Origin of the sequence: Nocardia sp. NPDC004860, from assembly GCF_040609015.1 — a bacterium.
Classification (GTDB): Bacteria; Actinomycetota; Actinomycetes; order Mycobacteriales; family Mycobacteriaceae; genus Nocardia.
In genome coordinates, this window is record NZ_JBEXJI010000021.1 from 94,811 (window position 1) to 109,057 (window position 14,247).

At 70.5% G+C, this 14,247-nt stretch carries 2 protein-coding genes (1 of these 2 running past the window's edge); both read right to left on the reverse strand.

Annotated features, from left to right (window positions below; translation table 11 throughout):
- Positions 1-339: the beginning of a type I polyketide synthase gene (locus ABZV44_RS30785; protein WP_354843829.1), read on the reverse strand. It extends 15,438 nt beyond the left edge of the window; the window shows 339 of its 15,777 coding nt (coding positions 1-339); its start codon is at positions 337-339; its stop codon lies beyond the left edge, outside the window.
- On the reverse strand, positions 336-14,168 hold the full coding sequence (locus ABZV44_RS30790) for a type I polyketide synthase (protein WP_354843832.1): 13,833 nt from the start codon (positions 14,166-14,168) through the stop codon (positions 336-338). Before ABZV44_RS30790 ends, ABZV44_RS30785 begins: the two co-directional genes overlap by 4 nt.
- Positions 14,169-14,247: the final 79 nt, after the last annotated feature.

Genomic DNA, 14,247 nt, shown 5'->3' on the forward strand with positions numbered 1-14,247 from the left:
TCCGGCGTCGAAATCGCCTGCCGCATCCAGGAATCCGCCTTCGCGGGTATAGATGGTGCCCGGCGTATCGGGATCGGTGTCGAACAGCCGCTCGAGGTCCCAGCCGCGGTCGGCCGGGAAGGGCCCGATGGCATCGGTGCCCGAGGCGACCAGATCCCACAGCTGCGCCGGAGTTTCGACCCCGCCCGGATAGCGGCAGCTCATGCCGACGATCGCGATCGGTTCGCCGGCCCGGTCCTCCAGGTCCTGGATGTGCTTCTTGGCGGCGCGGAGGTCTCCGGTGAGCTTGCGCAGATACCGGCTGAGCCGTTCCTCGTTGCTGGTGCCGGGGTTGCTCATGCTGGGCCAAACTCCTCGTCGATCAGATCCAAGAGCTCACTGTCGGATAGCGCAGTGTCGGAATCGAATTCGAGATCGTCGTAGCCGCTGCGCGACCACGTGCCGCCCAGGTGGGCGACGAGGCGCTCGTTGACGCCCCGCAATCCGGTGACGATCTCGTCGTTGTCGCTGCTGTTGGCGATGATTCGCTCGAGCAGTGCCTCGAGCCGCGCCAGGTCGTCGGCCGTCGCCGACGGCGGTTGCGCCGGCGCGGTCACCACGGTCTGCGCCAGCAGGTAGTCGGCGACATCACCCGCCGTCGGGTAGTCGAATACCAGGGTCGAGGGCAGCGACAGCCCCGTCACCTTCGCCAGCCGGTTTCGGAATTCCACGCCGCCGAGGGAATCGAAACCGAGTTCGTTGAAGCCCCGATCGGGTCCGATGTCGTCGGCCGAGCCATAGCCCAGCACCGCCGCCACATGTTCGCGCACCAGGTCCAGGACGAACCCGCGGCGCTTCGCCTCCGCCACACCGTGCAGACGGTCGCCGAGCGACTGCGCACTGCTCGGCGCCGTGACCGACCGGGTGCGAGTACGAACGAATCCGCGCAGCACCGCGGGCACCGGGCCGGAATGCGATTCCATACGCAGTTTGTCGGTGTCCAGCCGCGCCGGCACCGACACCGCTTCCGCCGTGGTCAGCGATTCGTCGAACAGGCGCAGGCCCTCGGCACGATCCAGCGGGGCCAGGCCCAGTCGCTCCAACCGGTTCATGGCGGCACGATCCAGAACGCCGGTCATACCGATGTCCTGCTGCCACGGCCCCCAGGCGAGCGCGAGCGCCGGCAGTCCCGCGGCGCGGCGCTGCACCGCGAGGGCGTCCAGGAAGCTGTTCGCGGCAGCGTAATTCGCCTGCCCGGCCGAGCCGATCATGCCCGCGATCGACGAGAACATCACGAACGCCGACAGCTTCATGTCGCGGGTGAGCTCGTGCAGAGTCCACGCCGCATCGGCCTTGGGGGCGAACACCCGGTCGATCCGGTCGCCGGTGAGCGTGTGGAAGGCGCTGTCGTCGAGCACGCCCGCGGTGTGGACGACACCGGTCAGCGGATGCTCCGCGGGCACGGCGGCCAGCAGGTCCCGAAGCGCGTCGCGGTCGGTGACGTCGCAGGCGGCGATCCGCACTTCGGCACCGGATCGCGCCAGTTCCGCCGCGAGTTCCGTTGCGCCGTCCGCACTCTCGCCGCGGCGTGAGACCAGAAGCAGGTGCCGCACCCCGTGTTCGGCGACCAGGTGGCGGGCCAGCAGCGCACCCAATCCCCCGGTACCGCCGGTGATCAGCACCGTCCCGGGACCGAACGACACCCGCTCGGCCGCCGAGGCTGCCAGCGCCTGTAGTCGCGGCACCAGGACACCATTGCCCCGTACCGCGGCCTGCGGTTCTCCGGTCGCGATCACGGCTCGGATCGAGTCGGCCGAAAGGTGCTGCACACCAGCGGATTCCTCGGCGTCGAGCAGGACGATCCGCCCCGGATACTCGGTCTGGGCGCTTCGTATCAGCCCCCACACCGCGGCCGAACCGGTGTCCGGTATCTCTTCGGGCAGCGCAGCCGCCCGGCCGGTCACCACGACCAGCCGCGACCGCGCGAATCGCTCGTCGGCCAACCAGTCCCGCACCGTACGCCGGGCGGTATCGACCCGATCTTGTACGGATGGCTGCGAATCATCGTGCAGCGCTGCGGCTTCGGACCACACCACGACGCCCGGAACGATCGGAGCCGAGGCGAGTGCCGCCAGATCCGGGTACTGCTCATCAATTCCGGCCACGTGCCCGGCCCCGAGCACGGCCGTGCTCCCGGCCGGGGCGTCGGCGAGCACCTCCGCCGGCGCCCAGCGCAACCCGTACCGTGCCGCGCGGCCGCCGGGCAGCGCGGCCCGGAACTGCTGGACGTCGTAGGAGCGCATGAGTACTTCGTCGATGCTGACGACCGGGTTGCCGTCCTGGTCGACGGCCACGACGGAGATCGCCTCACTGCTGCGCTGGATGGCCATCACCCGCAGCCTCGTCACCGTGGACGCGGTGTGGAATTGCGTTCCGCCCCAGCGGAACAGCAGCTTGCCCTCGGACGCGTCGCCCTGGTGGTCGGGCCAGATCAGGCAGGCGAGTCCGGCATGCATCACCATGTCGAACAGCGCCGGGTGCAGCTGGAACCGGTCGGCCGGGGTGTCCTCGGTCAGGGCGACCTCGGAGAAGACCGTGTCGCCGCTGCGCCAGGCGGCCTCGATGCCGAAGAACGCGGGTCCCCATTCCAGTCCGGCGGCACGCGCCACCTGGGCCGGAATCCATTCGGGGTCCACCGGTTCGGCATCGGCGGGCGGCCAGGAAGCGGCGCGCACCATGTCCACCAGCCCGATGTCGATCAACTGCCGGGCGCTGAGCACGCCGCTGGCATTGCGGGTCCATTCGCCGTCGGCGGCATCGCCGGTCAGGCGGTAGTGGAAGGTGAACGATCGGCGGCCCTCGGCGTCCGGTTCCCGCACCAGGACCTGGAGTTGGACCTCGCCCTCCGCCGGCGGCAGGATCGGCGCCTCGAGGGTGAGCTCCTCCACGGCGTCGCAGCCGATCCGCCGACCGGCGACCAGCAGCATCTCCATGAGCGCGGCGCTCGGGACGAGCACCACGCCGTAGGTGGTGTGGTCGGCGATCCAGGGCTGGGCAAGCAGCGACAGCCGTCCCGTGAACAGCCACTCGTCCCGGTCGGCCACCCGCACCACCTCGGTGAGCAGCGGGTGTTCCGAGGCCGCGCCGCGGCGCTCCTCGCGACCGGGTTCGAGCCAGTACCGCCGGTGGTCGAAGGCATAGGTGGGCAGGGCGATTCGCGCCATCGGACGGGCGGTGAACAGCTGGTTCCAGTCGACCGCCACCCCGGCGTTGTGCGCCTGGGCGAGCATCGTCAGGAACTGTTCGACCTCGTCGTGGTCCCGGCGGGCGGCCGCGGCGACCACCGACCGGGCCTCGGCCTCCGCGGGAAGCGTCTGCCGGGTCATCGCCGCCAGCACCGCGTCGGGGCCGATCTCGAGGAACCGGCGTACGCCCGACGCCGTCAGCGTCTCGACACCGTCGGCGTAACGCACCGCGGCGCGCACCTGGGACACCCAGTACCCGGGAGCCAAGACCTCGTCGCCCGCGATCCGGCCGGAGACGTTCGACACCAACGGAATTCGCGGAGCATTGAACCTCACGCGCGCGGCGAGGGTCTCGAACTCGGCCAGCATCGGCTCCATCCGAGGCGAATGGAACGCGTGCGACACCCGCAAGCGGTTCGTCTTGCGTCCCTGCGCGGTGAACCGACGGTCGATCTCGTCGACTGCGCCCTCGTCACCCGAGACCACCACGGCCGCAGGCGCATTCACCGCGGCCACCGATACCCGGTCACCGAATCCGGCGATCACGGCAGCGACTTCGGTCTCGGTCGCGGCGACGGCGAGCATCGCACCGCCCGCGGGCAGCGCCTCCATCAGTCGTCCGCGGGCCGCGACCAGCTCGCAGGCGTCGTCCAGGGACCACACACCGGCGACGTACGCTGCCGCCAGCTCGCCGATCGAGTGCCCGACCACCAGGTCCGGGGCGAAGCCGAACGACTCCAGGAGCCGGCACATCGCCACTTCGAACGCGAACAGCGCGGGCTGGGTCAGCCGGGTCCGATCCAAGGTGCCGGTCTCGGCAGCGACTCCGTGATCGTCGATCAGGTGTCCGGTGAACATCACTTGCTTCAGGGAACATCCGAGCAAGGGATCGAACCGGGCACATACCTCGTCCAAGGCCGCGGCGAACACCGGGAAAGCGCCGGAGAGACCCGCGCCCATGCCGACCCGCTGCGCGCCCTGACCGGTGAAGAGGAAGGCGGTCTTCCCGGAGCCCACCGTGCCGGAAACCACTCCGGCAGAGGCGGATCCGGCGGCCAGCCTCGCCAGCCGCGCCACCAGTTCGTCGCGATCACCGCCGAGAACCGCTGCCCGCCACTCGTGCCGGGCACGTGTGGTGACGAGCGAGTAGGCCACGTCCGCCGCGTCGGCATCGGGATGATCGGTCAGCCACCGGTGCAGTTTCGCCGCCTGCGCGCGCAGGGCATTCTCGCTCTTGGCCGACACCAGCCACGGCAGCACCGTGCGCGGCCCGTCGGCGGCGGGTGACGAGACGACCGGTGCGGTGGGCGCTTCCTCCAGAATCAGGTGGGCATTGGTGCCGCTGACTCCGAACGACGACACACCGGCCCGGCGGGCCGTTCCCCCGGCGGGCCAGGGTTCCGGGCGGGTCAGCAAGCGCACCGCCCCGGCCGACCAATCCACGTGCGGGGACGGAGTTTCCGCGTGCAGGGTCGGGGGCAGGGTCTCGTGTCGTAGCGCCTGCACCATCTTGATCACGCCACCGACACCGGCGGCCGCGACGGTGTGACCGATATTCGATTTGATCGATCCCAGGCGCAGCGGCTCGCGGTCGCCGCGATCCTGACCGTAGGCGGCGATCAATGCGTTGGCTTCGATCGGATCACCCAGCGGGGTGCCGGTTCCGTGCGCTTCCACCGCATCCACGTCGGCGGGTGTGAGCCCCGCATTGGTGAGGGCCTGCGCGATCACTCGCTCCTGCGACGGGCCGTTCGGAGCGGTCAGGCCATTGCTGGCACCGTCCTGATTGACCGCGCTGCCGCGAATGACGGCCAGGATGTCATGGCCCAGTCGCCGCGCGTCCGACAGCCGCTCCAGGACCAGGACGCCCACGCCCTCGGCGAAGGCCACGCCGTCGGCCGCGGCGGAGAACGCCTTGCAGCGGCCGTCCGGCGACAACCCGCGCTGCCGCGCGAAATCCACGGAGAGATAAGGGGTTGCGGCCACCGTGACGCCACCCGCCAATGCCAGCGAGGTCTCGCCCTGACGCAATGCCTGACACGCCAGGTGCAGCGCGACCAGTGAGGACGAGCAGGCGGTATCGATGGTGACCGCCGGTCCCTCCAGACCGAAGACGTAGGCCACGCGGCCGGAGACGACGGAGTGGGTGGTGCCGGTCAGCCGGAATCCCTCCAGGTCGCCGGTGACATTGTCGACATAGCCCGAGGCACACGCGCCCGCGAACACGCCGGTATCGCTGCCGCGCAACGTGATCGGGTCGATGCCGGATTCCTCCAGTGCCTCCCAGGAGGCTTCCAGCAGCAGCCGCTGCTGCGGGTCCATCGCCAGGGCCTCGCGCGGGCTGATACCGAAGAAGCCGGCGTCGAAATCGCCTGCGTCGTCGAGGAATCCGCCGCCGCGGCTGTAGACCGTCCCGGGCTTGTCCGGGTCCTGGTCGATCAGGCGCTCGAGATCCCAGCCGCGATCGTCCGGGAATTCCGTGGTGGCATCGGTCCCGGACCGGACCAGATCCCACAACTGCTCGGGAGTGCGGACGCCGCCGGGGAATCGGCAGCTCATGCCGACGATCGCGATGGGCTCGTCCATGCGTGCGCGGCGCGAGACGCGGGCCGGTTTGGAACCGGATTCGGTTCCCTCGATCTTGCTGTGCAGCAGGGTGGCGACCGCCGCGGCGGTGGGGTGGTCGAAGACCAGGGTGGACGGCAGTTGGACACCGGTGGCCTTCGCCAGCCGGTTGCGGAATTCGACGCCGCCGAGCGAGTCGAATCCCAGGGCGTCGAATCGTTCGGTGGGACTGATGTCTTCGGCGGAACCGTGTCCGAGCACGGCTGCCGCGTGCTCGCGGACCAGGTCGAGCACCACCTCGGCACGGTCGGCCTCGGGCACCCGGCTCAGGCGCGCGCCCAGCGAACTCGACGGGGCCGCAGCCTGTGTCGTGGGGCGGGGCAGGAAACCGCGGAGTACCGACGGCACGGCACCGGTGCCCGCTTCGCGGCGCAGTTCGGCCGGGTCGAACCGGATCGCCGCCAGGTGGGCGGCGGCGCGGCCGGTGGCCGCATCGAACAGCCGCAGGCCTTCGTCGTGCGCGAGCGGGTGCAGGCCGAGCCTCTCCCAGCGGGCGAGGGCACTGCGGTCCAAGCCACCGGTCATGCCACCGGCGGAGTTCCAGGGCCCCCAGGCCAGGGAAATCGCCGACAGCCCTTCGGCGCGGCGGCGGTGCGCCAGGGCGTCGAGGAAGGCGTTGCCCGCCGCGTAGTTGCCCTGTCCCGCCGAACCGATCGTTGCGGCGACCGACGAGAACAGCACGAAGGCGGACAGGTTCCGGTCACGGGTGAGATCGTGCAGGTGCCAGGCGGCGGCGGCCTTCGCGGTGAACACGCGCCGCAATTGCTCGGCGGTCAGGCCCGCGAGGGTGCCGTCGTCGAGGACGCCCGCCGCGTGGATCACGGCGGTCAGCGGATGATCGACGTCGAGGGAATCCAGCAGCGAGCCGATGGCCTGCCGATCGCCCACATCGCAGGCCGCCACCCGGACGGCAGCACCGGCTTCCGACAGCTCGCGCACCAATTCCGTTGCGCCGTAGGCTGTTTCGCCGCGCCTGGACACCAGCATCAGATGGCGGACGCCGTGCGTGGTGACCAGATGCCGAGCCAGCAGCGCGCCGAGGCCACCGGTGCCGCCGGTGATCAGGACGGTGCCGGTGCCGAACGAGGATCCGGGCTCGGCGTCGTGGCCGGCTCGCGTCTTCGCCAGCCGGGGCACGAGCAAGGCTCCGGCGCGCACCGCGACCTGCGGTTCGCCGGTCGCGATCACTGCGGCGACCATCGCTCGGTCGACAGCGGGCGCGTCGGCCGACGGGTCGGTATCGAGGAGAACGAATCGGCCCGGGTATTCGGTTTGGGCGCTGCGCATCAGGCCCCAGACCGCTGCCGCGGCGAGATCCAGTGTCTCACCGGCCAGCGCGGCACCGTTCGAGGTCACCACGACCAGTCGGGTGTCGGCCAGACGTGGTTCCGCGAGCCAGGACTGTACCGTCGCCAGTACCGATTCCAGGTAGCCACCGACGGCCGCGGGATCGCCGACCGCGGTGAAGTCTTGCGGAAGCCAGGTCACGATATCTGGAATCGGTTGTGCTGCAGCGAGTTCCGAGGGGGTCGGCGCGTGGGTGTCGATTCCGGCGACCGGCGCGGAACCGAGCACGGCCATCCGGCCCGCGGCGGGATCCGGTGTCGTTGCCGCCGTCGGTGTCCACTGGATGTCGTAGAGGTCGGCGTCATCCGCGGCGAGAGTGCCGCGCATCTGTTTCACGTCATAGGGCCGCATGACGACGGCATCGACGGAGACCACGGGCCGCCCCGAATCGTCCACGGTCGCAACGGAGATGGTCTCCGGGCCGCTCTCGACGGCGATGACCCGCAGCGTCGTCGCCTTGACCAGCGGCTGATGTAGTCGCGCGCCGCCCCAGCGGAACAGCAATCGGCCGGTGTCGGGGTCGCTGTCCTGATCGCGCCAGATGAGCCCGGCCAGCCCGGCATGCATCACCAGGTCGAGCAGGGCCGGATGCAGATCGAATCGCTCCGGTTCGGGCGCGGCGGCGGTGTTCAGGGTGATCTCGGAGAAGACGGCCCCGTCCCGCTGCCAGGCGGCGTCGACGCCGAGGAATGCCGGGCCGTACCCGAGTCCGGATCCCTTCGCGATTCGCTCGGGAATCCATGCGGTGTCGAGTGTTTCGGCGTCGGCGGGCGGCCATGCCTCGTCGCGCAGCTGGTCCAGCAGGGCGTCATCGCTGTCCCAGGCGGGGGCGAGGACACCGCTGGCGTTGCGCACCCATTCGCCCGCGCGGCCGGCCTTGCGGAAGTAGAAGCTGAACTGGCGCCGGCCCGTCGGGTCCGGCTCCTGCACCGATACCTGGAGTTCGACCTCGTCGGTTTCCGACGGGAGGATCGGAGCCTCCAGGGTCAGCTCCTCGACGACGCCGCAATCGATTCGGCTGCCCGCGACGAGCAGGAATTCGATCAGGGTCGCGCTGGGCAGCACCACGGTGCCGTAGGTCATGTGGTCGGCGACCCACGGGTCGGTGGGCAGCGAGAACCGGCCGGTGAAGACGAACTCGTCCTTACCGGCCACCGGGAACACACCGGTGAGCAAGGGGTGGGCCTGGGGGTCGCCGGTGGCTTCGCGACGCGGCGGCAGCCAGAATCGCTGATGCTGGAAGGCATAGGTGGGCAGGGGAATTCGCCGGGTCGACCGGCGACCGAGCAGGGGTGTCCAGTCCACCCGCACACCGGCGGTGTGAGCTTGTGCCAGCATCGTCGAGAACTGTTGGGACTCATCGTGATCCCGGCGCGCGGCCGCGGCCACCACCGAAGCGGACTCGACGTCCCCGGGAAGGGTCTGCCGGGTCAGCGCCGCCAGCACCGCGTCGGGGCCCACCTCCAGGAATCGGCGCACCCCCGAGGCGATCAGCGTCTGGATACCCGGCGCGAATCGGACCGCGCCCCGCACCTGGCGAACCCAGTAGGCGGGCTCCATGATCTCGTCCCCGGCCAGCTGACCGGAGACGTTCGACACCACGGGGAGCCGGAGCGGGTTGTAGGTCAAATCCTGTGCGACAGACTCGAATTCGGCCAGCATCGGCTCCATTCGATGCGAGTGGAAGGCGTGGCTGACCCGCAGCCGGGACGTCTTCGCGCCTCGCTCGGCGAAACGGGCCTCGATCTCGGCGACGGCGTCCTCGTCACCCGAGACCACCAGGGCCTGCGGCGCATTCACCGCGGCGACCGAGACGCGGCCCGGATAGCCGGCGACGACCTCGTTCACCTCGGATTCGGGCGCTCCGATGGCCAGCATCGCACCGCCCTCGGGCAGCGCGCCCATGAGACGGCCGCGCGCCGCCACCAATCGGCAGGCGTCCTCGAGCGACCACAGACCCGCGACGTACGCGGCCGCGATCTCGCCGATCGAATGACCGATCACCACATCCGGGGTGACGCCGAACGACTCCAGCAGGCGGTACAGCGCCACCTCGAAGGCGAACAGGGCGGGCTGGGTGAACTCCGTGCGATCCAGGACGGCCGTAGCGCCATCGGCGGAGCCGTTGAACATGACGTCCCGGAGCGAGCACTCCAGCATCGGATCGAACTGGGCGCACACCGAGTCCAGCGCGTCGGCGAACACCGGGAATGCCTTGTACAGCCCGGCTCCCATGCCGATCCGCTGTGCGCCCTGCCCGGTGAACAGGAAGGCCGTCGTCCCCGTGCCGATGGCGCCCGTGACGACACCGGCGCCGGTCCCCGATTCGGCAAGATTCGCCAACTGCTCGAGCAACTCCGCGCGATCGCGACCGAGGACCACGCCGCGCGAGTCCAGCTGCGCCCGCGAATTCGCCAGCGCCTCGGCCGCATCCGCGATGTCGATCTCTGGGTGCTCGGACAGCCAGGCAGCCAGTCGGGCGGCCTGCGCGCGCAAACCCGCCTCGCCCTTACCCGACACCAGCACCGGGATGAGCGGTGCCGCGCTGTCCGGCCGCGTCTCCGCACTGGCACTCTCGGCGGGCGCCACCGATGCGGCGCTGCCTGGCCGCGCCTTCGGACTGTCGCCCGCGGCAATCGGCGCGGCAGGCGCTTCCTCGAGGATCACGTGCGCGTTGGTGCCGCTGATCCCGAACGACGACACACCCGCCCGGCGCACCCGATCGCCCGCGGTCCACGGTTCGGCGTCGGTCAGCAGGCGCACCGTGCCCGCGGCCCAATCCACGTGCGGCGACGGCGTTTCGGCGTGCAGTGTCCGGGGCAGGCGCTCGTGCCGCAGCGCCTGCACCATCTTGATCACGCCGGCCACACCGGCGGCGGCCACGGCGTGGCCGATGTTGGATTTCAAGGAGCCGATCCGCAGCGGTTCCCGCTCGTCGCGATCCTGGCCGTAGGCCGCGATCAACGCCTGGGCCTCGATCGGATCGCCCAGGGCCGTGCCGGTTCCGTGCGCCTCCACGGCGTCCACGTCGACCGCGGTGATGCCCGCGTTGGCGAGGGCCTGGGCGATCACCCGCTGCTGCGACGGACCATTCGGCGCGGTCAGGCCATTGCTCGCGCCGTCCTGGTTCACGGCGCTACCGCGAACCACGGCCAGGACGTGGTGGCCGAGCCGCTGTGCGTCCGAGAGTCGCTCGAGGACGAGCACACCCGAGCCCTCCGACCACGCCACACCATCGGCGGCCGCCGAGAACGCCTTGCACCGGCCGTCCGGCGACAGGCCGCGCTGGCGGGCGAAGTCCACGTACAGGTACGGGCTGGCCGCGACGGTCACGCCACCGGCGAGCACCAGCGAGCTGTCGCCCTGGCGCAGTGCCTGGCAGGCCAGATGCAAGGCCACCAGCGAGGACGAGCACGCCGTATCCACCGTCACCGCCGGGCCCTCCAGGCCGAACGCGTACGCGACGCGGCCGGAGATGACGCTGTGCGAGGTGCCGGTCAGGCGGAAGCCCTCCAGGTCGCCGGTCACCCGGCCGGCGTATCCGGACGAGCAGGCGCCGGCGAAGACACCGGTGTCGCTGCCCCGCAACGACACCGGGTCGATGCCCGCGTCTTCGAGTGCTTCCCAGGAGGTTTCGAGCAACAGCCGCTGCTGCGGGTCCATCGCCAAGGCTTCGCGCGGGCTGATACCGAAGAATCCGGGATCGAAATCGCCTGCACTGCTGAGGAATCCACCGTGGCGGGTGTAGACCTTGCCCGGCTTGTCGGGGTCGGGGTCGAACAGCCGGTCCAGGTCCCAGCCGCGATCGGCGGGGAATTCACCGATCGCGTCCCGGCCCGCCGCGAGCAGGTCCCACAGGTCCTCGGCGGAACGCACACCGCCGGGGAATCGGGCGGCCATGCCGACGATCGCGATCGGTTCGTCCGTATTCGCGCGCCGCGAGACCCGCCGCTCCCCCCGATCGGTCCCGGTGACCCGGGCCCGCAGCAGCGCCGCCACCGCATTCGCGGTCGGGTGGTCGAAGATGAGCGACGACGGCAGGGGCACACCGGTGGCGCGCGTCAAGCGGTTCTGCAACTCCACACCGCTGACGGAATCGAAGCCGAACTCGGTGAAGGGCAGATCGGGGTGAATGGATCGGGCCGACTCGTGGCCGAGGATGGCGGCGGCCTGCTCACGGACCAGGTCGAGAACGACTGTGCCGCGCTGATATTCGGGGGTCGCCTGCAAAGTGCGTGCCAGCGGGCTGTCATCCCACGCCTGCTCACTGGCCTCGGGCGTGCGGTCCTCGGGTACCTCGATGATGTCGGTCGTGCTGCCGGACATGGCCGGTGCACCGGCCCAGAAGTTGCGGCGCTGGAATGCGTACGGCGGCAAGTCGATTCGCGTTCCGCCGGAGACCAGCGCACGCGTATCCACCTGCACGCCGGCGCAGTGCGCCTGTGCCAGCGATGCCAGGAAGCGGTCCGGGCCGCCCTCACCACGCCGCAACGAGCCGACAACGGCGACGGTCTCGGCCGCACCGGCGGCCTCGGCGGTCACGCCGATGCCCATCGTGAGCACCGGATGCGGACTCGACTCGATGAATCCGTTGACACCGTCGGCGATCAGCGCCGTGACGGCATCGGCGAATCGGACCGGTTCCCGCAGGGATCGATACCAGTATCCGGCGTCCAGTTCCACGGTATCCAGCCGGTCGGCGGAGACCGTGGAGAAGAACGACACCGACCCGGATTGCGGGCGGATGGGCGCCAGTTCCGCGAGCAGGCGATCACGCAGCCGCTCGACCGCCTTCGAATGCGAGGCGTAATCCACCGGAATCGGGCGGGCCCACACGCCGTCGCGGGCGCAGGCGGCGAGGAAGTCCGCCATCGCGGCGACATCGCCGGCGATCACGGTCTGCGCCGGACCGTTCACGGCCGCGAGCGAGAGCCGATCCCCGTACGCCGACAATCGTTCCCGGACCGCATCGGCGCCGAGTCCGATCGAGGCCATACCGCCCTGACCGGCCAGTTCCTCGGCGACCGCGCGCGAGCGAAGCGCGACCACGCGCGCCGCGTCGGGCAGCGAGAGTCCGCCGGCGATATACGCGGCGGCGATCTCGCCCTGGGAGTGGCCGATCACCACGTCCGGCTCCACGCCGGCCGCTCGCCACATCCGGGCCAGGGAGACCATCACCGCGAACAGCACCGGCTGCACCACGTCCACGCGATCCAGCGGGGGCGCGCCGGCCTCGCGACGCAGCACCGCGGTCAGCGACCAGTCCACATACGGCGCAAGCGCCGCTTCACATTCCGCGATCGACTCCGCGAACGCGCCGCCCGCGTCCAGCAGGCCCAGCGCCATCCCCTCCCACTGGCTGCCCTGCCCGGGGAAGACGAACGCGATGCGGCGCTGCTCGGCCCGCCCGGTGGCGGGCTCGATCGCCACGGCGGGCGCGGTCGGGTCGGCCAGGGCCGCCAGTCCGGCCATCAGCTCGGAGCGATCCCGCCCGACAACGGCTCCGCGCCACTCCATCTGGGCGCGCGTGGCCAGCAGTGAGTACGCCACATCGACCGCGGTCGAATCGGGATGGCGGAGCAGCCACTCTCGCAGCCGGGCCGCCTGCGCACGCACACCGGCCTCGCTGCGGGACGACACCACCCACGGCACCGCACCGGCCTCACCGGCGGCTGCGGCGGACGCGACGGCGGGCGCCTCCTCCACGATCACGTGGGCATTCGATCCACCCATGCCGAACGACGACACGGCCGCCCTGCGCACATCGGTCACGGGCCAGTCCTCGGTGCCCGTCACCACGCGTAAACCCAGTTCCGCGAGCGGAATTCGCGGATTCGGCGTCTCGAAGTTCAGGCTGGCCACCAGTTCCTGATGGCTCAGGCAGAGCACCGTCTTGATCAGGCCCGCGATACCGGAAGCACCTTCCAGATGCCCGATATTCGTCTTGACCGATCCGACGGCCAGCGGGGCGTCCTGCGCCCGGCCCGCACCGTAGGTCTCGCCGAGCGCGGCGGACTCCACCGGATCACCGGCGGGTGTGCCGGTGCCGTGCAATTCGACGTACTGCACCGACGGCGCCTCGACGCCCGCCGCGGTCAGGGCATCGCGAATCGCCGCGGCCTGCGCATCCCGGCTCGGGGCGCTCAGCACTCGGCGTTCATTGCCGGTGTTGATCGCGCTGCCGCGGATGACGCCGTGAATCCGGTCGCCGTCGGCGATTGCCTGCGCGAGGGGCTTCAGCAGCACCATGCCGCCACCCTCGCCGCGCACGAACCCGTCGGCCCGGGCATCGAAGGTGTAGCAGGCGCCGAGCGCCGACTGCGCGCCGAACTGCTCAATCCGCTCACCGCTCGTCGGCGACAGAATCAGGTTCAGGCCGCCGGCCAGGGCCACATCGCTCTCGCCGCTGCGCAGGCTCTCACAGGCCAGATGCACCGCGACCAGCGACGATGCCTGGGCGCTGTCGACCACGATGCTCGGGCCGCTGAAACCGAAATAGTTCGAGATGCGGTTAGCGATAATGCCGCGCCCGACACCCCACAGCGAGTGGCGGCTGACCCCCGGGCCGCCCCGCGAGGCCAGAATCTCGGCGAAATCGCTTCCGGTGCAGCCGAGGAACACACCGCAGCGCCGGGCCTCGCGCGCCGTGGCGGCCAGGCCCGCGTCCTCGAGCGCCTCCCAGCTCAGCTCCAGCGCCAGCAGCTGCTGCGGATCGAGTGCCCGCGCCTCATTCGGCGAAACCCCGAAGAAATCCGCGTCGAACTCCCCTGCGGTGCCGACGAATCCGGCCCGCTCGGTAATACTCCCCCGGCTCTCGGGAGCCGCGCCGATCGCGGCGCGCCCCTCCGTGAGCAACTGCCAAAAACTGTCGAGATCGGCCGCCCCCGGCATCCTGCAAGACATACCCACGATAGCGACGGCAAACGCCGATCCGGTCACCTCTGAAAATCCTTCCTCATGGCACGCACCCACTTCGCGCCCTCATCCACCGCCGGACAGTCGAAGACGACCGCGGCCAACAAGTTCCGTTCTTCTACCCTGGCCAACCCAC